The organism is Halobacterium yunchengense (genome assembly GCF_037031165.1).
In the GTDB taxonomy this organism is placed as follows: domain Archaea; phylum Halobacteriota; class Halobacteria; order Halobacteriales; family Halobacteriaceae; genus Halobacterium; species Halobacterium yunchengense.
This window is the reverse complement of the sequence record NZ_JAYEZL010000004.1, coordinates 59,856-84,099: the sequence shown is the minus strand read 5'-3', so window position 1 is coordinate 84,099 and position 24,244 is coordinate 59,856. Positions and strand designations below refer to the sequence as shown.

The window sequence follows — 24,244 nt, the reverse complement described above, 5'->3', positions numbered from 1 at the left end:
CCTTTGGTGGTGCCCGGAGTCGGTACCCGTACGAATGTACGACGACATCCTGCTCCCGTTCGACGGCAGCGAGGGGGCCGCGGCGGCGCTCCACCACACGGCCGAGATCGCGCACTGGGCCGACGCCACCATCCACGTCCTCTTCGCCGCGGACACGACGCGGGACAGCGTCACCGTCGTCGAGAACCAGGTCGTCGACGCGCTCGTCGAGGAGGGCGAGGAGATCGTCGACGAGGCGGCGGAGACGCTGCGCACCCTCGGGGCGGACTACGAGACCGACGTCGTCCAGGGGAACCCGGCGCCGACCATCGTCGAGTACGCCGACCGCTACGGCCACGACCTGATCGTGATGCCGACGCACGCCCGGAGCGGCGTGTCGCGGTACCTCGTCGGCAGCGTCACCGAGAAGGTCGTCCGCCTCGCGTCGGTCCCGGTGCTCACGGCGCGGATGCGGCCCGACGAACAGCTGCGGTTCCCCTACGAGGACATCCTCCTCCCGACCGACGGGAGCCCCGGCGCGGCCCACGCCGCAGACCACGGGCTCGACCTCGCGGCGGCGCTCGACGCGACCGTCCACGCGCTCTCCGTCGTGGACGAGCCCGCCTTCGGGATGGACGTCCGCTCGACCGCGTTCGCCGAGGAGAGCGAGGACGCCGCGACGGAAGCCGTCGAGAACGTCGAGTCATGGGCCGAGACCGCCGGCGTCACGGACGTCGTCCGGCACGTCGAACACGGCAAACCCATCGAGAAGATCCTGGCGGCCATCGACGAGCACGGAATCGACGCGGTCGTGATGGGCACGACCGGCCGCCAGGGCACCGACCGCATCCTCCTCGGGAGCGTCGCCGAGAAGACCGTCCGCTCCGCGCCAGTCCCCGTCATCACGGTCAGACGCGAGGAGTGACCCCGGACGCGGCCGACCCGGCGCTCGCTGCGGAGTCCGCCCGCCGCGCCGCGTGGCCCCGGCTCTGTTCAGCGCGTGAGAAGAACCGCACATGACTACACGGTCGTTCGCTGTACTGTCCGCCATGAGACCCGAGAACGAGTGGTTCAAGCCCGAGAAGCTCACCGCGTACTACTACCTCTACGAGGCGGTGGCCGTCGTCGTCCTCGTCGCCGTCGGCGCGTTCCTCGCCTCGCTGGGCGTGCTGTCCGAGGCGCCCCTCTGGGTCGTGTCCCTGGTCGTCGTGCCGCCCGTGCTCGCGCTGGCGTTCCTGACGTGGTGGATTCCGGCGTTCTACCGGACTGCCGCCTACCGGTTCACGGACGACGAGATCGAGTACCGCCGCGGCGTCTTCTTCCAGCAGAAGACGACGGTCCCCTACAACCGGATCACGAACGTCGACGCCACCCAGGGGCCGGTCGAGCGACTCGTCGGCGCCGGGTCCGTCGGCGTCCACACCGCGGGGTACGGCGGCCAGGTCGGCGCCGAACTGACCGTCAGCGGCGTCAGCGACTACGAGCCGATCAGGGACCAGGTCCTGTCGAATGTACGGCAGCGCCGGCCGGTCGCCACCGAGGGCGGCGACGACGCCACCGACGAGGCCGGCCAGCCGTCCCGCGACCGGGAGAACCTGGCGAGCGAGGAGCTCGCGGAGCTCCGTCGCATCCGGGAACTGCTCGAGCGAGCGTTCGAGGAGTGACCGGCGAGCCCCGAGAGCCCCGCTGACAGACCGCCGCCGCTACCGCTCGCGGGCCGGCGGTCCGAGGCCGACGGCCTCGCGGCCCGGGATCTCGCGGTCGGCGAGGCGCTCGCCGCCGTAGACGAGGACGACGACCACCGCGGCGGCGGCGAGCGGAACCACGCCGGTCACCTCCGAGAGGAGCCGCAGGGTCGGCGTCGGCACGCCGTCCGGAGCCAGCGCCTCCGTGTCCACCGGGTGGAACACGCCCATGCCGTTGATGCCGGCGTGGAAGACGGCGACGGCGAGGACGCTCCCGCCCGTGCTGTTGTACATCCACGTCCAGAGGACCGACCCGGCGAGGATGGAGACGACCCAGAGGAGCTGCTGTGAGAGCGGCCACGCGCCGTGCGTCGTCGCCGGGTTGACGAACAGCGGGAGGTGCCAGCCGGCCCACGCGACGCCGACGATGGCGCTGGACGCGAGCGCGCTGTACCGCTCCTGGAGGACCGGGAGCATGAACCCGCGCCAGCCGAGGTCCTCCTGGCCGCCGCCCCAGAGCGTCCCCCAGGCGAGCACGAAGAGGTAGATCGCCGGCGAGGGGAGCCCACTCCAGTCGACGGGCCCGCCGAGCGCGACGAAGAGCGCGACGCCGACGGCCAGCACGACGAGGGGCAGGCCGAGCGCTGCCGCCCACCACCGGCCGCCGACGCGCCAGCGGAAGAACTGGCCGACCCACTTGCGGAGGTCGCCGCCGCTCGCCCAGAGGACGACGGCGGCGCCGACCGGCGGGCCGAACCCGCCGAACCCGACGAGGATGGACTGGGTCCACGACGCCTCCATGCCGGTCGCGATGACGATCCCCTGCACGGTCCACGTGAACGCGTACGTCACGGCGAGGAACGCCAGGATGCGGTGCCGGTCGATCCACGCCCCGACCGTCGAGTCGCGTGCGGTCTCAGTCATCGTCTCCGTGCTCACCCCGGTTCTCCGTCGAGTGAGTGGTCGCTGCGGTCACAGTCGGACCACAGCCACCGGACAGATATAACTTGTCTACCACCTGATGTTTTGTCGGCTCGGTTACTCAAAGAATCCCGAGCCGCCGCGACCGGGGGGCGAGTCGCGGACGGGAAGCCGAACAGGTGAGACCGACGACGGTCAGTTCAGGTCGGCCCGCTCGAACAGCACCGCGCCGACGACCAGCGGGACGACCGTCCACGCGACCAGCACGGCGATGAACGCCCGGGACTGCACGAAGAACGGTGCTGCACCGTCGATGCCGGCGGTGGCCGACGGCAGCGTCGCGTCCGCGGCGTGCACGACGTTCATCACGAGCGCGCTGTACGCCCCCGACGGGCTGACGCCCTGGAGGAAGACGAACCAGGCGGGAACGGCCCCGGAAGGGGGCGCCCCGAACACCACGAGGTGAGCGCCCTGCGGCACGAGGTCCCAGAGGAGCGCGAGCGCGAGGTAGGCGGCGATGCCGACCGTCATCGCCCGCGACCGGGTCGGCGTCGCCGCGGAGATTCCGATAGCGATGCCCACGAACGAGACGCCGAGGGCGGCCGTCAACGCGACCACGGCGAGGAACGCCGCTACGGGGAGGGTGCCGTAGACGGCGACGGCGACCACGCCGGCGAGGACGAACCCGAGACCGAGACCGGCGACGACGACTGCGCTCCGGCCGAGGAACTTCCCGAGGATGATCGAGCGCCGCGAGGGCTCGAGGCCGAGCAGCAGCCGCAGGCTCCCGGACTCGCGCTCGCCGGCCACCGCGAGGTAGGCGGCGACGAGCGCCACGACGGGGACGAGCATCGACGCGAACTCGCTGGCGCCGCCGAGCGCCGACAGCACGCCGGCGTCGAGGATCGGGACCGCCAGCGGCAGCAGGAACGTCACGCTCACCATCGCAGTGACGAACGCGACGACGCCCCAGAGCAGCCGCGAGCGCACGGCGTCCGCGAACTCCTTCCGGGCGACGACGGGCCAGCTCATCGCTGTCCTCCGGTCGGCGGCCGTTCGGTCTCCGGGCGCGTGTAGGCCGTGAAGAGGTCCTCCAGCGACGACTTCGTCGTGTCGAAGTCCAGGATTCGGGCGCCGGTCTCGCGGACGTGGTCGAGGACGGCGAGTTTCGCCGACGGGTCTGTACACGCCACGCGCACCTCGTCGTCCGCGACGTGCACACTCGAGACACCGGGGACGGCGGACAAATCGAGGTCCGGCGGCGGAGCGTCGACCGTGACGGTGATGGTCGCGCCGGTGCCGAGCGCGTCCCGGAGGCCGTCGATCGTGTCGACGGCGACGAGGCGGCCGTCGTCGAGGATGCCGACGCGGTCGCAGACGGCCTCGACCTGGCTGAGGACGTGACTGGAGAAGAAGACCGTACCGCCGTCGGCGGCGTAATCGAGCGTGAGCTGTCGGATGTCCCGGATTCCGGCCGGGTCGAGGCCGCTGGACGGCTCGTCGAGGATGAGGAGGTCGGGGTCGCCGACGAGCGCCATGCCGAGCGCGAGCCGCTGGCGCATCCCCTTCGAGTACGTGCCGGCGGGCCGCCTGGCGGCGTCGGGCGCGAGACCGACGCGGTCCAGGATCGCCTCCGGGTCGTCGTCGGTCGCCTTCAGTCGGACGGCGTACTCGAGGTGCTCGCGCCCCGTGAGGCGGTCGTAGAGGCTGTACCCGTCCGGCAGGACGCCGACGCGCTGGTGGATCTCGCCGGCGTCGCCCTGGGCGTCGTAGCCGAACACGGTGGCGGAGCCGGCCGTCGGGCGGACGTAGTCCAGCAGGACGTCGATCGTCGTGGACTTCCCGGAGCCGTTGGGACCGAGGAAGCCGAACACCTCCCCCTCCTCGACTCGCAGGTCCAGGTCGTCGACCGCGTAGACGTCGTGCCCGTAGCGCTTCGTCAGACCGGTGGTCTCGATGGCTGTCATGCTCGCGGCCTCGCGTCGGGTGGTTCCGGCCGGGCGGCGGGTGGGCGTTTCAGTACCACGTCCGGGCGTGGGAGCCGCGACGAGAAGTATCTTGTTGAAAATCCTATATATTGACAGTGCGCCAACTCAAAGACGCTTGAGCAGCCGGACGGCACCCCGGCTCGCGCCGGAGGCTCCCGTCGCTAGCCCGGGCGAACCGGAACCGTCTCGGCCGCCCATCACGGGTTCGGACGGCCCGCTACCGCGTCGGCCGCCTCGACGGACACAGCGAGGTTCTCGTCGACGACCGCCCGCAGCGAGTCCCCCTCGCAGCTCAGGACCACCCTACACGGGAGTCCGTCCTCGTCGAGCCCCTCGACGGTCCACTCGGAAACGAGCGAGTGCAACCGCCAGAACGGGTAGTTCGAGACGTCGACGCCCCTCGCCCAGTAGAACGACACGACCCCAGGGTGGTAGAGCACTCGCGCCTCGAACGGCGCGAACAGCCGCAGCCCGCACTGGCTGCACTCCGAGACGCAGGCGTACTCGCCGCCGTCCGACGACTCGACGGCCACCTCAGTCCGACCGCCACACGTCGAACACGTCCCCCGCAACGCGTTCTCGTACTCGCTGTGGGCGCGGCGGTTGCAGTCCGCCAGCACCTCCCGGCTCGTCCGGTCTCTCGCCGCCGCCGGCGGCAGGTCGTACCGCACCACGGTCGCGTCGCAGGCCTCGCAAGCGACGACCAGCATCGCCGCCTCGTACGCCGCGACCAGCGTCGTCGACTCGCACCGCGGACAGTCGCCCTCGAGCGTCGTCCGCTCGAACGACGGTCGCTCGCTGTACGTCCCGGAACGGACCGCCCGCACCACGCGGTCGCCGGCCTGCGTGAGGACGTACTCGTCGTCCCGCCGCTGCACGAACCAGCCGTCCAGCTTGGAGAGGTGGTACGCGAGCCGGGACGTGCTCTCGATGCCGAGTTCGTCGTACAGCGCGGTGAACGACAGCCCGCTCCCGTCGGCCTCCATCGCCGCCGCGAGCACGCGCAACACCGCCAGGCGGAGGTCGTTCCCGAGCGCGGCGAACGCGTCACGCGACCCAGTACCGGTGTCCGAATCCATCGACGCGTACGCTCGGCGAGCCAGCGACGTAAGCGTTCCTCCCCTCGCACGCTCGCGACGGCAAAGAGGCCGTCCGGGTCGAGCGGGGCCTCGGGAGCCCGGGCACGGGAATCGGCCGCTACCTCGTCGACACGCTCGTCACGCAGTACGGCGGCGACGTCCGGGTGGCGGACAACGACCCCAGGGGGAGCGTCTTCGTCGTCGAACTCCCGCGCGCCGACTGACCGGCGCGACCACACCGCGAGACGGCCCCGCAGCACCGCCGCCTCCGCCGCAGTGTCGCTTGCCGGCCGCCGCTACGCGGCGCAGTTGTTCGGCCCGAGTTCGAGTTCCGTCGCCTCGCCCTCGTCGTCGACGGTCTCCCTGCCCGTGTTGATGGCGATGACGCGCTCGTAGTTCGGCGGCTTCTCGGGCGTGTCCGCGGTCAACCGTTCGACGAACGCCTCGCGGTCGAGCCCGAGGACGTCGAGGTCCTCGCGCAGGTCGCCGAGCCGGGCGGTGAGCGGAGTGCCCGGGGAGCCGTGCTCGTAGCGGCCGTCGGTCGTGACCGCGACGTGGCCCGGCAGAACCGTGGTGTCGTCCGGGAGCTCGAGGATCGTGTCGTGCAGCGAGTCGTACAGCAGTTCGGCGCCGCGGGCGGCGTCCGCCTCCCCGAACTGGAGTTCGGTCCGACCGACCGAGTCGACGAACAGCGTGTCGCCGGTCAGCAGGAGTTCGCCGTCGACGAGGTAGCTCAGCATCTCCGAGGTGTGGCCCGGCGTGTGCAGCGCCTCGATCTCGACGTCGCCGACCTCGAGGACGTCGCCGTCCGCGAGCGGCTCGTACTCGTAGGCGACGCCGCGCTCGGCGGCTCCCTCGCCGAGGTGGTAGGGGACGCCGACCTCGTCGGCGAGCGCCGGACTGCCGGAGATGTGGTCGGCGTGGACGTGCGTGTCGAGGACGCGCGTGATGGAGAGGCCGGCGTCCTGCGCGGCGACCTTGAACTGGTCGGTCTGCCTGGTCGCGTCGACGACCACCGCCTCCCCGGTCGCTCGCGAGCCGACGACGTACCCGAGACAGCCCTTCGCGCGGCGCTGGACCTGCCGGACCACGAGGTCCTCGCGGGACGTCTCGACGGGGACGACCTCGTAGACGGTACTCCACGCCTCCATCCCGCCGGTGACGACGGCGACGTCCTCGTACCCGTGTGCTGCGAGGTCGAACGCGAACGCCGTCGACGACAGCCCCTTCCCGCAGATGGCGACGACGGGGCCGTCGCCGACCAGTTCGTCGACGTCCTCCAGTTGCGCGTCGCTCAACTCCTCGTGGGGGTCGTAGGGGACGTTCTCCGCGTCGCGCACGTGCCAGGCGTCGAAGCTCTCCTCGGGGCGCGTGTCGACGAGCGTGAACTGTTCGCCGGCGTCGATCATGTCCGCGAGTCGTTCCGCGGTGATGTGCTCGACCATCGTGGCTCACCTTCGTCGTGTCTGGTTGCGGCGCGGCGGAACCGCCACTCGCGCTCGCCGCTTCGGGTCCCGGTACGCCGCTCTCCCGGAAAGTCCTTCCCACGGCGGTCGCAACCGCAAGCCCTTCCCACGCGAGAAACGAGGGGGCCTGGCCGTCGACCTCCCCCGGAGCCGACGGGGAACGCACGGGTGAGCGCGTCTGTCAGAGGAACAGCGCCGGAACCGTGGTCCGGAAGATGTTCAGCGAGATGACGAACAGCAGGCCGACGACGAACCGGTCGAACGTCGCCTCGTCGACCTCCAGGCGACGCAGGTACGTCCCGAGCAGGAGTCCGACGACGGTGACGACCGCGATCGCCGACCCGAGCCAGAGGCGGTAGGTCGTCAGGAGGTCCGTGAACGCCGCCATCTGGACGAGCCGCACCGTGAAGACGACGCCGAGCACCATCGAGAGCCCGCCGATGTACCGGTCGACGTCCCGCTCGAACGTGTGGAAGTACGCCGGGAGCAGCGGCCCGAGGTTGGCGACGGCCAGCAGGAACCCCTCGAGGAAGCCCGCGCTACTCAGGGCGACCGGGTGGTGGGCCGCCTCGACGGTCACGAAGTTCTGGGCGACCTGGAAGGCGACGTACCCGAAGATGACGAGGCCGATGAGGAACGGGACGAGCGGACCGGTCCGGAACGCCGAGAGGACGACTACGCCGAGGACCGTCCCGACGACGGCGAGCGCGAGCAACACCCACTCGTCGCGGACGAACGCGAGCCCCGTGTCGGTCTCCCCGATCTGGAACACGTTGAGCATCCACGGCGGGATCGCGAGCACGACCACCGCGAGCGTGGGGTCGACGACCGACGCGAAGACCGGCGTCGTGATGAGGGCGTACCCGAACCCGAGCATGCCCTTGACCGCGCCGGCGACGACGGCGACGACGACGAACAGCGCGAGCAGACCCGGAGTGACGTCGGACTGCACGCCGTTCGTGACGTTCTCGGCGCCGGGGAAGAACACGACCGACCCGGCGACCACCGCGAGGGTCGCCGCTGCCATCGTCACTTCGCGGTACCGGAGGGCGCGCAGATTCGCCAGGAACTGTGCCGGGTCGAGGTGAGACTGGTGCGAGCTCATGCGTGACGTGGGTGGATGCGGGACGCGTCGGGTCGTCTCCCCAATCGACGCTGGCGGCCTTCCCCCTGTCCGCGTCGGTAACATCCGGCGCCATCGCGAACGCCCGCGAGGCGGGGAATCCGGGCTGGCGCGTCCCTGAGGCGCGTTCGGGCGAGATTCGACCGCGAGCGCGGAACGTAGACAGCGGCAAGAATACGAGCGCACTGTCGGAGGGGGACGCCGCCACAGTACCTGCGACGGGGCTCGACGTAATAGTATGTAAGTAGTAAATTCCCAACTAGTATAATTCTAATTATACTTCCCCTGGACGTTCTCGGGGGCGATCGCGTTCTGCTAGTCTCCGAACGTGTGGAAACGCAGACGTCGACGGGATAGACCGTTCAATACGCGAGATTCACGGAGAGCCCCCAGCCACTCGCTCGAGCCTCGACGCGGACGGCTGGGTGTACTCGTTCGTCGCCCCTGGCCGAGTGCCGGGTCCGTTCCCTCTATCACTTCGAGTTCTCCGGCGTGTCTGATCGGGGGCACCGGCTACGACGGACTGGCGAGGCGGCGGTGGCACCGTCGAGAGAGACGAACACCGAAAATATAATTTTATAGTACAGTAATTCAAGCTGGTGGAAACGGGTTCGGGTCCGGGTTACCGTCGGTATGCGTGCGGGCACGGGAGACAGGGAACGGCTTTCGGTTCGCGCACGAGAGCGGCAACAGGGAGCGGCGACAGCCCGCGCACGGAGACGACGGCGCCAGGTCGAGGTGACAGCGCGAGGTACCAGCGCGAGGGACCACCGCGAGGGACCACCGCGAGGGACCACCGCGAGGGACCACCGCGAGGGACCACCGCGAGGCGACCAACGGGAAACGAGGGCTCCGCGGGAGTTTCACGGGACGTCGCGGCGCCCCGGGACGCGGCCGACGGACTGCCCGACTAGCTCTCGAGGGCGTCGGCGAGGGCGGACTTCTCCTGGACGCCGCGCAGTCGGTCGACGACCGCGCCGTCCTCGAGGACGACGAGCGTGGGGATGGCTCGAACGTCGTATCGCTGTGCGACGTCGGGGACGGCTTCGACGTCGACCTTCACGACGGGTTCGGGCACCTCGGCGGCGAGCGCGTCGACGGTCGGCGCGAGTTCCTTGCAGGGGCCACACCAGTCGGCGTAGAAGTCCACGAGCACGCGGCCGCCTTCGGCGAGGAGGGCGTCGAACGCCGCGGCGCTGTCGACGTCGACCGGTCGGCGTGTCGGGTCGTCGGACGGCACGCTTGGGTCGCTGGCCATACGTCCCCCGGGGGCCGAGACGTGTTAGGTATTCGCCAACTATCGGGTGAGCGGGTTACGAGGGGCGCACGCGTCGGCCGCCGTCCGCCTCGGCGGCGCGCGCCTCGAGTATCTGCTCGACGTTCTCCTCGACGTTCACGACGTGGCAGATGGGGTTGCCGGGGTAGACGACGGGGTTCTCGAGGACGCCGACGAGGACGCCGGTGAACGGCGCGGTGACCTCGGTGACGTCAGTCTTGAAGGGGTTGGTGATGCGGCAGATGACGTCGCCCTCGTGGACGAGGTCGCCGCGCTCGTGGCGCATGTCGACGATGCCGCCGGCGTCGGCGCGCAGCCACGTCTTCTCGTCCCAGCCCTCGATGACGGTCCGCCAGCCCGGCCACCGGACGGCCGGCCTGGGGATAGACGCCGTACTCCGCGAGGACGCTCCGGACGCCGTCGAGCGCGTCGTCGATGAGCTCTCGCTCGAAGCGGTGGGCCTCCCCCATCTCGACGGTGATGGTCGGAATCCCGGCCCTCGTGGCCTCCGTGCGGAGCATGCCCTCCGAGCCCTCGCTGTCCATGACGACGCTCGAGCCGAACGCCTTCGCGAGCCGCGAGACCGCGTCGTCGCTCATGTCCGCGCGGACGTGGAACATGTTCGTGCGGCCGCGCGTCGACGTGTGGAAGTCCAGCCCGAAGTCGCAGGGCCGGACGAAGTTCTCGAAGACGGTCGCGGCGACGCGCCGCGCGCTCGTCGACCCCTTCTTCCCGGGGAACGCCCGGTTGAGGTCGCGGTCGTAGACCGGGAAGTACCGCTGCTGGGTGACGAACCCCTGGACGTTCACCACGGGGAGGCAGACGAGCGTGCCGTGGACGTGTTCGTGCTCCCACTCCTGGGCGACCTCGCGGACCACCTCGATGCCGTTCAGCTCGTCGCCGTGGATGGCCGCCGAGAGGAACGCGGTCGGACCGCCGTGACTCCCGTTGATGACGGTGACCGGGATCCGGACCGGGTCGCCGAGGTACGTCTCGCTCACCGAGTACCGGAACTGCGCGGTCTCTCCCGGCTCGACGACGCCGCCGTCGTACGTGAACGGCTCTGGACGCTGGGCGGACATGGTACGTACCCACGTGGAGCAGTCTCATTAAGCACGGCGTCGAGTCCGCGGGGACACCCGGAGGACTCCGGCCGAACGAGATTACGTTTAGTGAGTAGATCTCTCGTAGTAACCACTATGGTGGGTGGACGAGTACGCCGGCCCATGACAGCCGAGAAAGCAGACGCCGCCGGACAGCTCGAGGTCTGGTGTGCCGGCGAGGAGTGGTGTCCGGTCACGACGACGTCGTCGCTCATCGGCAAGAAGTGGCACCCCGTCATCGTCCACCGCCTCCTGGCGAACGGCGAGTCGGGGTTCAACGAACTGAAAGCCGACGTCGACGGCATCTCGAGCAAGGTGCTCTCGGACAGCCTCGAGGACCTCGAGTCGAACAACCTCGTCGAGCGACGGTCGTCAGCGAGAAGCCGGTCCGCGTCCGGTACTCCCTGACCCGGTACGGCGAGAGCCTCGAGCCGGTCATCACCGCGATGCGCGACTGGGGCCTGGAGAACCTCACCGAGCCCACGGACGCGTAGGCCGTCCGAACGCTGGCCGACCGTCGCCGCCGCCTCACTCCTCGAGCGAGCCGTTCAGGACCTTCGCCGCGACGAGCACCGGGTCCCAGACGGGGCTGAACGGCGGCGCGTACGCCAGGTCGAGGCGCTCCACCTCGGCGACGGTCGCGTCCTGGTCGAGCGCGGTCGCGACGGTGTCGATGCGGACGGCCGCGCGGTCGGTGCCGACGATGGTCCCGCCGAGCAGCCGGCCCGTCTCGCGGTCCGCGGTCAGCGTCACCGTCGTCGGCGCCGCGCCGGGGTAGTAGCCCGAGCGCGACCCGGCCGTGATGGTCTCCGAGGCCGGGTCGAAGCCGGCGTCCCGGGCGCGCTCGTGGTCGACGACGCCCGTCCGCCCGCACTCCACGTCGAAGGCCTTCACGACGGCCGTCCCGGCGATGTCGCCGACCAGCGAGGGGTCGCCGGCGACCGTCGCGCCGACCGCGCGCCCCGCGCGGTTCGCGGTCAGGCCGAGCGGCACCCAGTCAGGCTCGCCGGTGACCGCGTGGGTCATCTCCGCGCAGTCCCCGGCCGCGTAGACGCCGTCCACGCTCGTCTCGCCGTACTCGTCGGTGGCGATCGCGCCGGACTCGCCGAGTTCGACCGGCGTACCCTCGACGAGCGCGGTGTTCGGCCGGACGCCGATGCCGACCACGGCGACGTCGGCGGGCACGCGCTCGCCGTCCGCGACCACCGCCGCCACGCGGTCGTCGCCCGCGATGCGCTCGACTTCCGCGCCGAGGTGGAGCGTGACGCCGTGCTCGCCGAGCTCGTCGGCGACCGCTTCGCCCACGGCCTCGCCGAACGGCGGGAGGAGCCGGTCGGTCCGCTGGAAGAGGTGGACGTCGAGGTCGTACGCGCTGAACGCTTCCGCCATCTCCACGCCGACGTAGCCGCCGCCCACGATGGCGGCGGTCTCGGGCGGCTCCATCGCCGCGTACCGCTCGACGCGCGCCCGGTCGACGAACTCGCCGTCCACCTCGGTCGGGTCGACCTGGTCGGGCGGCGTCAGGTACGCGCGCAGCGCCGCGGCGGCGTCCATGCTGTGCATCGTGAACGCGCCGTCCAGCGCCGCGCCCTCGATCGGGTCGGAGACGGCGTGCGCGCCGGTGGCGACGAGGAGGTCGCCGTACGGCTGGGCGAACCGCCGGTCGTCGGCCTCGACGGTCACCGTCTGGTCGTCGGGGTCGACGGCGACCACCTCGTGGCCGCGCCGGAGGTCGATGCCGCGGTCCGCGACGTCGTCCGGCGTCAGCGACAGCAGGTCGTTCAGGCCCGCCACCTCGCCTTTCACGTAGTAGGGCATCCCGCAGTGGGCGTAGGACACCCACTGGCCCTTCTCGAAGACGACGACGTCGCGGTCCGGGTCCTCGCGCTTGCACTTGCTCGCGGCACTCAGTCCGGCAGCGTCACCGCCCACGACGACGAACGGGTCCGTCATGTGCGACACGTGGGAACCGACCCACGTAACTGTTCTCGTGAGCCGACGGTAACCCCGGGGCCCAGCAGGCCGGAATCGCTGCGTGCCGGGATTTGATTACGCGGGGGCGAGTACCACCCGGCATGCAGGAGTTCGACTTCCTCGTCGTCGGGACCGGCTCCGGACTGGACGTGGCGAACGTCGCCGCGAACCGGGGGCTGTCCGTCGCCATCGTCGAGAAGGGACGGGTCGGCGGGACCTGCCTGAACCGGGGCTGCATCCCGTCGAAGATGCTGCTGTACCACGCGGACGTCCTCGAGACCGTCGAGCGCGCCGGCGAGTTCGGCATCGACGCCGAGGTCCGCGACGTCGCGTTCGCGGACATCGTCGAGGCGGTCACCGAGGACGTGCACGGCGACTCCGCGTCGATCCGCCGCGGCCTGCAGTCCTCGGACCGCCACGACCTCTTCGAGGGGGAGGCGCGGTTCGTCGACGAGCGCACGGTCGAGGTCGCCGGCGGCGAGGACGACGGCGCGGTGCTGACCGCGGACACGGTGCTGATCGCGGCGGGGACCCGGCCGGCGATTCCGCCCATCGACGGCATCGAGGACGTCGACTACCTCACCAGCACGGAGGCCCTGCAGCTCACCGAGCGGCCGGAACACCTCGTCGTGGTGGGCGGCGGGTACATCGCCGCCGAACTGGCGCACTTCTTCGGGACGTTCGGCAGCGAGGTGTCCATCGTCGGGCGGCGGCCGAACCTCCTGCCGGACGCCGACGACGAGGTCGCAGCGGCGTTCACCGAGACGTACGCCGACCGCTTCGACGTGTACACGGGCTTCGAGGTGACCGGCGTCGGTCGGGACGGCGGCGAGGTCACGGTCGAGGCCCGCGAGTACGAGTACGGCGACGACGGCGGCCCGGTCGCGGACGGCGAGACGGTCTCCGTGACCGGCGACGAACTGCTCGTGGCGGCCGGCCGCCGTCCCAACACGGACACGCTGGACCTCGAGAACACGAGCGTCCGGACCGACGACCGCGGCTTCGTGGAGACGGACGAGTACCTGCGGACGGACGCCGACGGCGTGTGGGCGCTCGGGGACGTCGTCGGCGAGTACCTCCTGAAGCACAACGCCAACCACGAGGCGCAGGCGGTCGTGCGGAACCGCTTCGGCGACCGCCTCGAGCCAGTCGACTACACGGCGATGCCGTTCGCGGTGTTCGGGTCGCCGGAGGTCGCCGGCGTCGGCGCCACCGAGGCGGAGCTCCGCGAGGCCGGCCGCGAGTACGCCACCAGCACGTACGACTACGCGGACACCGCGCGCGGCGACGCGATGCACGCCGACGGCTTCGTGAAGGTCCTCGTCGACCTCGACGGCGAGATCCTCGGCTGTCACGTCGTGGGACCGGACGCGTCGACGCTGATCCAGGAGGTCGTCGTCGCGATGAAGGCCGGGTCGGGCACGGTACGGGACATCCGCGAAGCGGTGCACGTCCACCCCGCGCTCCCGGAGGTCGTCGACCGCGCGTTCTCCGGGCGGTTCACGCGCGGCGGCGGCCACGACCACGACCACGACCACGACCACGACCACGACCACGACCACGACCACGACTGAGTGCGCGTCCGGTGGGCGGCGCAGGCGCCCGCCACAGCGTCGAGTCGGGGACTGCTCGCGTCTCGCGTCGTCGCTCGGGACGAGAACCGCCGCTACTCGCACTTACTTGCGGTAACCCCTCGTACGGGGAGACGCGATGACGAGGGCAGCAATCGTAATTCTGGCAGGGACGGACGGACACAGCAACCTCGGTCGGCTCGTGAACGGCCTCGAGGCCGCCAAGGAGTTCGCGGAACACCCCGACGACGACGACGAACTCCTCTTCGACGGCGCCGGGACGCAGTGGATCCCCGAACTCGAGGACCCCGACCACGACTACCACGACCTCTACGCCGCCGTCAAAGACGACGCGGCCGCCTGCGACTACTGTTCGGGCGCGTTCGGCGTCGCCGACGCCATCGCGGACGCCGGCGTCGTCACGGTCGACGACCACGACGGCCACCCGAGCGTCCGCGACCTCGTCGCCGACGGCTACGAAGTCGTCACGTTCTGAACGGCCAGCCGGTCCACGTGGCTGGATGCGGACCGCCCTCCTGGTCGGACGCGCGCCGAGCCGACCGCGCGGTCGGTGTCGCGGACGACGGGCCGCGTTAGTCGGGAGTTACCCATCGCTCAGGTGGTGTAGTGGGGGTCGCCCGAGCCTTTTGTCGTCGGCGGTCGTCCCTGCTGTTGGCGCCCGACGACCCAGGGCGCCAGCCGAACAGCGACCCGGCTACACCTGTAGCACGCTCCCGACCCGCTGTCGTCGAGTCGGCGCCGACGTCGACACGGCCACCCGAACGTCGGCGCCGGCTGCTCCCGACCGCACGTGCGAGCGCCGACGCCGTCACAGACCGATCGAGTCTCCCGTCGCGACGCGGCGGTGAGCGCGAGGTAACGGAGTAACCGTTACGTAACTATGTCCGTAACGCCGAGAGCGTTCAGTCCCGTCGGGCGGCAGGAGCCGGAGCGGCCGTCAGCAGTTCCGGGCCGCCGACAGCAGTTCGTCGATCGACGGCCGGTCCGCCGGCGAGGACCCCTCGTGGACGAACGGCACCGCCGGCTCGTCTCCGGTCACGTCGACGACGAGCGCCTCCGGCATCCGACCGACGAGGTCGTGGAGCCCGCCCAGGAACCCGAACCGCGTCGGCTGGTCGAGGTCGTCGCTGACCGCCTTCTCCGGGTCGGCGAGCAGGGGGTACGGGAGGTCGTAGGCGTCCTGCCAGTCCGCCGCGCGGTCCGCGGGCTCCGGGAGCACAGAGACGACGACGGCGCCCGCGGCCGCGAACTCGTCGTACCGCTCGGCGACGTCCTGGACCTGCTGCCGGCAGTTCCGGCAGTGGTAGTCCCGCTGGAGCAACACCACGACGGCGTCGACGTCGTCGTCCGCGAGAGCGTCCGCGAGCCGGAACGGCGACTCGCCGGCGCCGACGTTCTCCAGTTCGAACTGGGGCACGGTGATCGACATGCCCGAGCCGACGCGCGCACCACACCTAAACCGTCAGGAAGCCGCGGAACTCGCCCACACTCTCCGGTGGGGTCCGTCCACCGACGGACCTGCCCACCGACACCCTTCGGCGCCGGCCGGCAGAACCGCTCGCCGGTCGACGCTCGTCGGCGCCGGTCGACTCGAACCACGCGCCGGTCGACGCTCGTCGGCGCCGGCCGACCAGAACCACGCGCCGTACGACGACTCGCCGCACCAGTCGGGCCCCGCCGAGGGGGTTGCAGTCCGTCCCGCCGGGAGGTCAGCCTTTTTGTGGCGGGCGGAGTCTGTGGAGGTATGGCAGACGACTTGTCCGTCGAGGAGTACGAGGTCGTGGTCGTCGGCGGCGGTCCCGCCGGACAGACCGCAGCGCTGTACAGCACGCGACTCGGGCACAGCACCGCGCTCGTCGACCGCGGCGGCGGCCGCGCGGCGATGATGCGGGAGGTCCACAACGTCCTCGGCGTCCGCGAGGAGACCAGCGGCAACGAGTACCTCGCAGTCGGCAAAGACCAGCTCCGCGAGTACGGCTGCGACGTCCACCGGGACGTGCTGTCGTCGTGTTCGCGGACCGACGACGGCCGCTTCGAGCTGGCCGGCGGGGACACCGTCTACCGCGCGGAGCGCGTCGTGCTCGCGACCGGGATGAACGACGTGCGGCCGGAACCGCCGCTGCCGCGGACCGGCCGCGGCCTCCACTACTGCCTGCACTGCGACGCGCACGTGTTCGTCGACGAACCCGTCTACGTCATGGGGCACTCCGAGAGCGCCGCACACGTCGCCGGCATCATGCTGAACTTCACCGACGACGTCGACCTGCTGACGCGCGGCGCGGACCCCGAGTGGAGCGACGAGACGGCCGCGATGCTCGAGAACCACCCCATCGGCGTCGTCCACGAGGACGTCACCGGCGTGCAGAACGGCGAGGACGGCTGGCTGCAGGCCCTCGAGTTCGAGGACGGCACGGTCCGCGAGTACAAGGGCGGGTTCGCGATGTACGGCGCCGAGTACAACAACGGCCTCGCCCGGGAGCTCGGCTGCGACGTCAACGACGACGGCACCGTCGACGTCGGCGACCACGGCCAGACGTCCGTCGACGGCGTGTACGCGGTCGGCGACCTCACGCCCGGCCACAACCAGGTGCCCATCGCGCTCGCGGACGGCGCGAAGGCCGGTATCGACATCCACTTCCAGCTCCGGGACTTCCCCCGGGAACCCGACGTGCTGGCGGAAGCCGGCCCCGTGCGCTGCGAGGAGGTCCCCGGAATCCCGGACGAACTGCTCGAGCAGGCCGTCGCGTACCACACCTACGACGACTGACCGCAGACCCATGCCGGCGGCTCGACGCAGGTGAACGGGCTCTCGACGCGAGCGGCGCCGTCCCGTTCCGGAGCGCGGCGTCGGCCGTCCGGGGTCGTGCCCGAGAGTTAACTACGCGGCCGCTGTACACAGCGTATGGAGTCCGTCGACGGCTACCCCCACCAGCAGGGCGCCCACTGCGGCGCTGCGGCGCTCAGGAACGTCACGGCGTATTACGGCCTGGACTACAGCGAAGCGGAGTGCTTCGGCATCGGCGGCGGCCCGGCGTTCGTCCGCTACGAGCCCCCCGACGCGGACTGGGCGGCGTTCCGGGCGAGCCCCACGTGGCTGGAGCGGGCGTTCTTCGAGCGGACCGGCATCCCCCACCGGGTCCGCGAGGGCGACGACTTCGAGACGGCGTGGGCGAACGTCGCCGGGCACGTCGCCGAGGACGACCCCGTCCTCCTGTTCCTCGACCCGGCGCGGCTGGACTACCTCCCGGACAGCCCCGCCCACGTGCCCCCGCACGTCGCGGTCGTCGTCGGCTACGACGAGGAGACCGTGCGGCTCTCCGACGCGGCGATGCCGTCGCTCCAGTCGGTGTCCCGCGCCGCGCTGCGGGACGCGTGGGCGCACGAGCGGTTCGGCGCCTACCGGAACGAGTACCTCGTCGTGACGAACGCGCAGCCCAACGCCGACGAGACCGACGCCATCGCCGCCGGCCTCCGGCAGACCGCGACGTACATGCTCGAACCGCTCCAGGTCGAGCGCGACGCCCGGGGGCCCGGAGACGAGGGGCTGCCCGCGCTGCGGTCGTTCGGCGACAGCCTCGGCCGGTGGGCGGACCTCCCGGACCCGACGCGAGCGGTCCGGGCGGCCGAGCGGACCATCGACGAACACGGGGAGGGCGCTGCGTTCCGCGGGCTCTACGCGGAGTCCCTCGGGGAGCTCGGCAGGCGAACCGGCCTCCCCCCGGACGTCGACGACCGGATGGACGGCGTCGCGGCGGAGTGGCGGCGCGTCGCAGCACAGCTCGACGAGATCGCCGCGGCGGCGGACCCGGAGCCGGGCGCGTTCGAGGAGGCGGCGAGCCGAGTCGCCGACCTCGCCGACCGCGAGGAGGCGATCTGTCGGACCCTCCGGGACGAGCTCGGCGGCCACGGCGACTGAGCGCGCCAGCAACGCGGACTGCGCTCGACCGCCTCGTCCGGCCGTATCCTTTCCGCGGTCCGCTCAGCGCCCGAGTACGCCCCGGCCAGCCCGGCACCCCGGTGGCTGCGGGCGCAGACGGTCAGAGAATCTCGGACAGCGCCGCGACGACCCGCTCGTTGTCCTCCGGACGCGCAGTCGTCATCCGCACGTACCCGTCGCCGAGCCGGTCGTCGTCGAGCGGCTTCACGAAGATCTGGCGTTCCCGCAGCTGCGCTGCGACGGCACCGGCGTCGCGGGGCGAGAAGTCCGCGAGGAAGAAGTACGTCTCCGTCGGGAACGTCCGGACGCCCAGCGAGCGGAGCTCCGCAGCGAGGTCGTCGGTCCACGAGCGGAGCCGCTCGACGCGGTCGCGGATAGCCGCTTCGTGCTCGAGCGTCGCGATGGCGGCCGCCTGGCTCGGCCGCGCCAGCGGGTAGGCGTCGTTGCTCGCGTCCAGGTCGTCGGCAATCGGCGCCGGGAGGATCGCGTAGCCGACGCGGAACCCCGCCAGGCTGTGAGCCTTCGAGAGCGTCCGGGTCACGAGCAGGTTGTCGTACGCCGGCACGAGGTGCGCGACCGACTCGTCGACGAAGTCGACGAACGCCTCGTCGACGAGGAACCGCGTCCCGGGGTTGGCCTCGAGGAGGTCGGGGAGCGCGTCCATCTCGAAGCCGGTGCCGTTCGGGTTGTTGGGATTGACGACGACGGCCAGCGTCGCGTCGTCCGGGACCGCCAGGTCGCCGAGGTCGAACCGGAAGTCGTCCGCCGGCCGGAGCCGCGTCTCGGTGTACTCGTCGGCGATCTCGGGGAACAGCGGGTAGGTCGGCGTCAGGAGGTGGACGCGCTGGCCGAACCGGTCGAACAGCTGTCGCAGGATGAGCTCCGACCCCGCGTTGACGTGGACGTTCGCGGTCGGCACGCCGACGCGGTCGGCGATGACCTCGCGGAGCGGCGCCGAGTGAGCCTCCGTGTAGTGGTTGCTCCGCGGGAGTTCGTCGCGGGCGGCGTCGACGGCCGCCTCGAGGGGCGGGAGCGGATTCTCGCAGAGCAGGAGCGTCACGCCGTCGAACGCCGCGCCGCCCTTCTCCGCCGTCGAGGTGCGGTCCATGCGCACAACCTACGCGGTGGGCCCTAACAAGCGTTGCCGGCGTGCGCCCGCACTCGCTCGAGCCCTCGTATCCGCCCGGTACGTGCTCCCGAACCTTCGTATCCGCCCGGTGCGTGCTCCCGAACCTTCGTATCCGCCCGGTGCGTACGTCCGCGCATGCCGAAAGTAGCGCCGTTCGAGGAGCACACCGACCGGTACGACGAGTGGTTCGAGGAGCACGACGCGGTCTACCAGTCCGAACTGGCCGCCCTCCGTCGACTCCTCCCCGAGCCCGGGTACGCCGTCGAGATCGGCGTCGGGAGCGCGCGGTTCGCCGCGCCGCTCGGCGTGCAGGTCGGCGTCGACCCCGCAGAAGGGATGCTAGAGCGCGCTCGCGAGCGCGGCGTCGAGGTGGTCCGGGGAGTCGCCGAGTTCCTCCCGTTCGCGGACGGAGCGTTCGACACCGCGCTGATCGTGACGACCATCTGCTTCGTCGACGACGTCCCGCGGACGCTCGCCGAGGCCGCACGCGTCCTCGGCCCGGACGGCACCCTCGTGGTCGGGTACATCGACGAGCACAGCCCCCTCGGCGAGCGCTACAGGGAGAGCCGCGACCAGAACCCCTTCTACCGGGACGCGGTCTTCGTCTCGACCGGGGAGCTCGTCGACGCGCTCGAGACCGCCGGGTTCGGGGACTTCGAGTTCGTCCAGACGGTCTACCGCTGGCCGGCGGACGTCGCGGAGCCGGAACCGGTCGACGCCGGCTACGGGGACGGCTCGTTCGTGGCCATCAGGGCGACGAAGTAGCAGCCGTCCACGCACGCTCCACCCAGATTAGTGTTCGTTATACAGTATGTAATTAGTACTGGTATCTTCGGTTCAGTGTGGAGGGAGCGACCGTTCGCAACACAGCCCACAACGACAGGTGGCGGCGAGAGCGCAGACGGCCCAGCAGGCCGCTTTGAGACGTTTTTGCGGCTTTAGGGCCTGGTTTTGGTGGGGACGGACGGCGGTCCGAAGCCGCAGTTCAACTCGGGTCGCGTTCCCCGAGGCCGACACGTGAGATGAAGCCGCCCATACCCCGAACCACGTCGAGAGAGCGCTGCGAGCCGAACGTACGTGCTCGCCACTGCCTCGACGCCGAGCGCGACGACCGCAGGCGCGGAGGCACGACAGACGTAGATAGATACGTGACGTGAAGTTTAAACAGTCATCATAACTATCTTTCTCCTGGGGTCGTCGGGGCCGAGAGCGATTCCCCGGAGTGCCTGGGTCGCCGCCGTAAATCGGGGCACGGGCCCTGACGCCAGCAGGGCGGCCGAAGCCGCTGACAGCGGCCGCGCGCGAGCCGCGGAACGCTGTTCCCGGCGCGCGAGAACGAGGGGTAGAACGATGCGCGTGGCACGCGTCACGCGAACTGATGCCCGAAGAAGTACTCTTCAAGACGGAAGAACCGCACGCCCGCTCGGAGATCGCCGACGCGCTCGCCGCGGCCGCCGAACAGATTGACTCGGGGACGGTCCACCTTGAGAGCGCGGACCACTCCGAGACCGTCGCGGTCCCCGCGGAGCCGACGTTCGAGGTCGAACTCGAGCGGCTCACCGACTCGGAGACCGGCGAGCAGCGCTACGAGCTCGAGTACGAGCTCTCGTGGACTGAGTAGTGCCGGACACGTCGGTCGGCCGGGAAGCGTCGTTAGTCCGTGGGTCGCCCCCGAATCGTCGATGGTCCGACGTTCGTCCGCGAACCGCCGTTAGTCCGCGGCTACTCCGCGACGACGTCGTTCTCGAGGACGCCGATCGTCTCGATCTCCGCCTGCACCGTGTCGCCGGGCTCGAGCAGCTCCGGCGGGTCCCGGAAGATGCCGACGCCGCCCGGCGTGCCCGTGGAGATGACGTCGCCCGGCCGCAGCGTCGTGAACCCGCTGACGTACGAGACCAGGTCGGCGACGTCGAAGATGAACTCCTCGGTGTTCGAGGCCTGCTTGACCGTCCCGTTCACGCGCAGTTCCACGTCCGCGGCGTTCGGGTCGAAGCCGTCGCCGGCGACGAGCGTCGGCCCCATCGGCGCGAACGTGTCGTAGCTCTTCCCGCGGAAGAACTGCCCGTCGTCGAACTGGGCGTCGCGGGCGCTCACGTCGTTCAGCACGGTGTAGCCCGCGACGTAGTCCTCGGCGTCCGCCCTGGGGACGTCGGTCGCCGTCCGGCCGACGACCGCCGCGAGTTCGACCTCGTAGTCCACCTGCTCGACGCCGTCCGGGTGGACGACGGCGTCGCCCGGGTTCGCGACCGCGGTCGGCGACTTCGTGAACAGCATCGGCTTCTCCGGCGGTTCCTCGTCCTGTTCCTCCGCGTGGTCGTGGTAGTTCAGGCCGGCGCAGACGATCTTCCCGGGGGACGGCACGGGCGCGAGCAGCGAGACCGCCGACGCGTCCCTGGTCGGCAGAACGCCGTCCTCGACGTCGCGCCGAATGTCGTTCCGGACCGTCTCGTCGCCGACCTCCGCGAGCGACGGCGGCCCGCTCGGGCGCGCGCCGAGCGCGTGGACTTCGCCGTCGACGAGCACGCCCCACTCCGGTGTTCCGGCCGTCGTGTACCGTACGAATCGCATCGTCTCGGAGACGCCGCGCTGCACGCATAAAGCTTCCCGATGGAGCAAACGCTCCGGCCCGCGACACGCACGCACAGATTTATGGTAGTCCTGGGTGCACGCTGTCCCATGGGTCCGCGAATCACCCGCGTCGAAAGCGTCGAGTTCAGCTACCCGATCGAGGACGTCGGCACCGACGACGCGGGTTTCAACCTCGTCTACGAGCCCGGCGCGACGACCGAGCGGACCCTCTACGCCCTCCGCGTCCACACCGACGCCGGCGTCACCGGCGAGTACGTCGGCGGGAACTCGCCGGCGGCCGCCCAGCTCAACACGGTCGCGGACTACCTGGTCGGGAGGAACCCCCTGGAGCGGGAGAAACACTGGAGCGAGCTCAAGCGCGCGCTCCGGAAGTACGACCGGATGGGCATCGGGCCCGTCGACATCGCGCTGTGGGACTTCGCGGGGAAGTACTACGGCGCGCCCGTCCACGAACTGCTGGGGACGTACCGCAGGACGCTCGACGCGTACGCCTCGACGTACCACGGCGACGAGAACGGCGGCCTGGACTCCCCGGAGGCGTTCGCGGACTTCGCCGAGGAGTGTCGCGACCGCGGCTTCGGCGGGTTCAAGATCCACGGCTGGGGCGGCAGCGACGCGTCGCGGAACCTCGACCGCGAGATCGAGACCGTCCACGCCGTCGGGGAGCGCGTCGGCGACGACGTCGACCTGATGCTGGACCCCGCCTGCGAGTACGAGACGTTCGCGGACGCGCTCCAGGTCGGCCGCGCCTGCGACGAACAGGGCTACTACTGGTACGAGGACCCGTTCCGCGACGGCGGCATCTCACAGCACGCCCACCGGCAGCTCCGGGAGAGACTCGACACGCCGATCCTCCAGACCGAGCACGTCCGCGGCCTGGAGCCCCACGCTGACTTCGTGGCGGCGAACGCGACCGACTTCCTGCGCGCCGACCCCGAGTACGACGCGGGCATCACGGGCGCGATGAAGATCGCGCGGACGGCCGAGGCGTTCGGCGTCGACGTCGAGTTCCACGCGCCCGGGCCGGCGCAGCGACACTGCATCGCGTCCTGCCGGAACGCGAACTACTACGAGCTCGCGCTCGTCCACCCGGACTGTGCGAACACGCAGCCGCCGGTCTACGAGGGCGAGTACTCCGACCAGCTCGACGACGTCGAGGACGGCCGCGTCCCCGTCCCGGACGGCCCGGGACTCGGCGTCGACTACGACTGGGCGTACATCGAAGCGAACCAGACTGGCAGCAGACACGTCTACGACTGACTCATGACCTACAAGGCAGGCATCATCGGCACGGGCGGCATCGCAGGGATGGGCATCCTCGGCATGCACGACGAGGACGCGATCGGCGAGGAGAAGATCCGGGCGAGCCACGCCGGCGGCTACGACGCCACCGACGGCGTCGAACTGGTCGCCGTCGCGGACGTCGACGAGGACCAGCTCGCGCGGTTCGGGGACGCCTGGGATATCCCGACGGACCGGCGGTACGTCGGCCACGAGGCGATGCTGGCGGCCGAGGACCTCGACGTCGTCTCCGTCTGCACGCCGTCGTTTCTCCACCGCGACCACGTCGTCGACGCCGCGCGGTCGGCGGCGTCGCCGTCCGTCGTCTGGTGCGAGAAGCCCATCGCCTCCCGGGTGACCGACGCGAACGAGATGGTCGCCGTCTGCGAGGAGACCGACACGGAACTCGTCGTCAACCACTCGTTCCGGTTCACGGACAAGCTCCAGCGGCTCCGGGCCCTCGTCCAGGAGGAGGGAATCCTCGGGGACGTCCACTCGGTGACCGCGCAGTTCCGCATGGAACTGCTCCGGAACTCCACGCACCTCCTCGACACGCTCGTCTACCTCCTGGACGCCCGCGCGGACGTCGTCAGCGGGCACGTCACGGGCGAGAACGAGGCCGTGGAGTCCCTGGACGCCGACCGGACCGTCGACGACGCCGGCGGCGGCGGGTTCGTCGTCATGGACGACGGCACGTTCGCGACCATCGACTGCACGATTCCGCGCGCGGACTCCTCGATGACCTTCCAGTTCGTCGGCTCGGGCGGGAAGCTCTACCTGAACAACGACGACGGCGAGTGGCGGTACTGGCGCCTCGAGGACGGCGACCACGTCGAGGAGCCCCTGCCGGGCATCGACGGGTCCTGGACGTGGGACGACGACTACGAGGGGTCGTTCGCGAACGCGGCCGGCCACGTCGTCGACCTCCTGGACGGCGACGCGGACAACCAGTCGACGGGCGTCGAGGCGACGCGCTCGCTGGAGATCATCGTCGGGTTCTACCTCTCGCACTACACCGGCGGCCAGGTCGACGTCCCGCTCGAGCGGCCGCTCCGGGACGTCAACATCACGTCGTGGTAGCGGGCGGCACACTCGACGGCGGTCTCGTCGCCGTGCCAGCAC

General features: G+C 70.8%; 21 protein-coding genes and 3 pseudogenes. 12 read left to right on the top strand and 12 right to left on the bottom strand.

Going from position 1 to position 24,244, the window contains the following annotated elements; translation table 11 throughout:
* Positions 1-34 precede the first annotated feature (34 nt).
* Together U5911_RS12380 and U5911_RS12375 are read left to right on the top strand one after the other, a co-directional pair.
* Complete coding sequence (locus U5911_RS12380) at positions 35-904, top strand: universal stress protein (RefSeq protein ID WP_336037252.1); 870 nt, start codon at positions 35-37, stop codon at positions 902-904.
* Positions 905-1,028: 124 nt separating this feature from the next.
* A complete protein-coding gene (locus U5911_RS12375) occupies positions 1,029-1,643 on the top strand; it encodes a PH domain-containing protein (RefSeq protein ID WP_336037251.1) in 615 nt (204 codons plus the stop codon).
* 39 nt (positions 1,644-1,682) lie between these two features.
* On the opposite strand, the gene U5911_RS12370 is transcribed toward U5911_RS12375, so the two are convergent.
* The 4 genes from U5911_RS12370 to U5911_RS12355 all read right to left on the bottom strand — a co-directional run bounded on the left by U5911_RS12370 (position 1,683) and on the right by U5911_RS12355 (position 5,652).
* Complete coding sequence (locus U5911_RS12370; protein WP_336037250.1) at positions 1,683-2,588, bottom strand: CPBP family intramembrane glutamic endopeptidase; 906 nt, start codon at positions 2,586-2,588, stop codon at positions 1,683-1,685.
* 192 nt (positions 2,589-2,780) lie between these two features.
* Positions 2,781-3,617, bottom strand: a complete 837-nt coding sequence (locus U5911_RS12365) for an ABC transporter permease subunit (RefSeq protein WP_336037248.1) — start codon at positions 3,615-3,617, stop codon at positions 2,781-2,783.
* Positions 3,614-4,552 (bottom strand): ABC transporter ATP-binding protein, encoded by a 939-nt coding sequence (locus tag U5911_RS12360; protein WP_336037247.1) that lies wholly within the window; start codon positions 4,550-4,552, stop codon positions 3,614-3,616. Before U5911_RS12360 ends, U5911_RS12365 begins: the two co-directional genes overlap by 4 nt.
* A gap of 218 nt (positions 4,553-4,770) precedes the next feature.
* Positions 4,771-5,652 (bottom strand): DUF7351 domain-containing protein, encoded by an 882-nt coding sequence (locus tag U5911_RS12355; protein ID WP_336037245.1) that lies wholly within the window; start codon positions 5,650-5,652, stop codon positions 4,771-4,773.
* Between the two features lie 56 nt (positions 5,653-5,708).
* Here U5911_RS12355 and U5911_RS12350 point away from each other — a divergent pair.
* Positions 5,709-5,876: pseudogene (locus U5911_RS12350) on the top strand (ATP-binding protein); the annotation flags it as partial.
* 72 nt (positions 5,877-5,948) lie between these two features.
* Here the strand turns inward: U5911_RS12350 and U5911_RS12345 are convergent.
* The 4 genes and pseudogenes from U5911_RS12345 to U5911_RS12330 form a co-directional block, all read right to left on the bottom strand.
* On the bottom strand, positions 5,949-7,097 hold the full coding sequence (locus tag U5911_RS12345; protein WP_336037244.1) for an MBL fold metallo-hydrolase: 1,149 nt from the start codon (positions 7,095-7,097) through the stop codon (positions 5,949-5,951).
* Between the two features lie 202 nt (positions 7,098-7,299).
* Entirely contained in the window at positions 7,300-8,223 is a 924-nt protein-coding gene (locus tag U5911_RS12340) for a TSUP family transporter (RefSeq protein WP_336037243.1), read from the bottom strand.
* A gap of 928 nt (positions 8,224-9,151) precedes the next feature.
* Complete coding sequence (trxA, locus tag U5911_RS12335) at positions 9,152-9,499, bottom strand: thioredoxin (RefSeq protein WP_336037242.1); 348 nt, start codon at positions 9,497-9,499, stop codon at positions 9,152-9,154.
* A 55-nt stretch (positions 9,500-9,554) separates the two neighbouring features.
* Positions 9,555-10,599, bottom strand: a pseudogene (locus U5911_RS12330) (succinylglutamate desuccinylase/aspartoacylase family protein).
* Positions 10,600-10,743: 144 nt separating this feature from the next.
* Here U5911_RS12330 and U5911_RS12325 point away from each other — a divergent pair.
* Positions 10,744-11,114: pseudogene (locus U5911_RS12325) on the top strand (winged helix-turn-helix transcriptional regulator).
* A 34-nt stretch (positions 11,115-11,148) separates the two neighbouring features.
* Here U5911_RS12325 and U5911_RS12320 read toward each other — a convergent pair.
* On the bottom strand, positions 11,149-12,573 hold the full coding sequence (locus U5911_RS12320; RefSeq protein ID WP_336037241.1) for an FAD-dependent oxidoreductase: 1,425 nt from the start codon (positions 12,571-12,573) through the stop codon (positions 11,149-11,151).
* Positions 12,574-12,695: 122 nt separating this feature from the next.
* Between U5911_RS12320 and U5911_RS12315 the strand changes: the two genes are divergently transcribed.
* Complete coding sequence (locus tag U5911_RS12315; protein ID WP_336037240.1) at positions 12,696-14,168, top strand: dihydrolipoyl dehydrogenase; 1,473 nt, start codon at positions 12,696-12,698, stop codon at positions 14,166-14,168.
* Positions 14,169-14,304: 136 nt separating this feature from the next.
* The gene (locus tag U5911_RS12310) at positions 14,305-14,661 is read left to right on the top strand and encodes a hypothetical protein (protein WP_336037239.1); all 357 of its coding nucleotides are present in this window, start codon (positions 14,305-14,307) and stop codon (positions 14,659-14,661) included.
* Between the two features lie 462 nt (positions 14,662-15,123).
* Here U5911_RS12310 and U5911_RS12305 read toward each other — a convergent pair whose 3' ends face one another.
* Complete coding sequence (locus tag U5911_RS12305) at positions 15,124-15,615, bottom strand: redoxin domain-containing protein (RefSeq protein ID WP_336037238.1); 492 nt, start codon at positions 15,613-15,615, stop codon at positions 15,124-15,126.
* Positions 15,616-15,930: 315 nt separating this feature from the next.
* On the opposite strand from U5911_RS12305, the gene U5911_RS12300 reads away from it, so the two are divergent.
* Together U5911_RS12300 and U5911_RS12295 are read left to right on the top strand one after the other, a co-directional pair.
* Complete coding sequence (locus tag U5911_RS12300; RefSeq protein WP_336037237.1) at positions 15,931-16,953, top strand: NAD(P)/FAD-dependent oxidoreductase; 1,023 nt, start codon at positions 15,931-15,933, stop codon at positions 16,951-16,953.
* Positions 16,954-17,088: 135 nt separating this feature from the next.
* On the top strand, positions 17,089-18,102 hold the full coding sequence (locus U5911_RS12295) for a BtrH N-terminal domain-containing protein (protein ID WP_336037235.1): 1,014 nt from the start codon (positions 17,089-17,091) through the stop codon (positions 18,100-18,102).
* 121 nt (positions 18,103-18,223) lie between these two features.
* Here U5911_RS12295 and U5911_RS12290 read toward each other — a convergent pair whose 3' ends face one another.
* Positions 18,224-19,231 carry a pyridoxal phosphate-dependent aminotransferase gene (locus tag U5911_RS12290; RefSeq protein ID WP_336037234.1) on the bottom strand — a complete coding sequence of 336 codons (1,008 nt, stop codon included), beginning with the start codon at positions 19,229-19,231 and terminating at the stop codon, positions 18,224-18,226.
* Between the two features lie 156 nt (positions 19,232-19,387).
* Between U5911_RS12290 and U5911_RS12285 the strand changes: the two genes are divergently transcribed.
* Together U5911_RS12285 and U5911_RS12280 are read left to right on the top strand one after the other, a co-directional pair.
* Complete coding sequence (locus U5911_RS12285; RefSeq protein WP_336037233.1) at positions 19,388-20,017, top strand: class I SAM-dependent methyltransferase; 630 nt, start codon at positions 19,388-19,390, stop codon at positions 20,015-20,017.
* Between the two features lie 613 nt (positions 20,018-20,630).
* Positions 20,631-20,873, top strand: a complete 243-nt coding sequence (locus U5911_RS12280) for an amphi-Trp domain-containing protein (RefSeq protein ID WP_336037232.1) — start codon at positions 20,631-20,633, stop codon at positions 20,871-20,873.
* Between the two features lie 101 nt (positions 20,874-20,974).
* On the opposite strand, the gene U5911_RS12275 is transcribed toward U5911_RS12280, so the two are convergent.
* Positions 20,975-21,820, bottom strand: a complete 846-nt coding sequence (locus U5911_RS12275) for a fumarylacetoacetate hydrolase family protein (RefSeq protein WP_336037230.1) — start codon at positions 21,818-21,820, stop codon at positions 20,975-20,977.
* Positions 21,821-21,928: 108 nt separating this feature from the next.
* Between U5911_RS12275 and U5911_RS12270 the strand changes: the two genes are divergently transcribed.
* Positions 21,929-23,101, top strand: coding sequence for an enolase C-terminal domain-like protein (locus tag U5911_RS12270; RefSeq protein WP_336037229.1), 1,173 nt, complete (start codon positions 21,929-21,931; stop codon positions 23,099-23,101).
* Between the two features lie 3 nt (positions 23,102-23,104).
* Positions 23,105-24,202 (top strand): Gfo/Idh/MocA family protein, encoded by a 1,098-nt coding sequence (locus tag U5911_RS12265; RefSeq protein WP_336037227.1) that lies wholly within the window; start codon positions 23,105-23,107, stop codon positions 24,200-24,202.
* Positions 24,203-24,244: the final 42 nt, after the last annotated feature.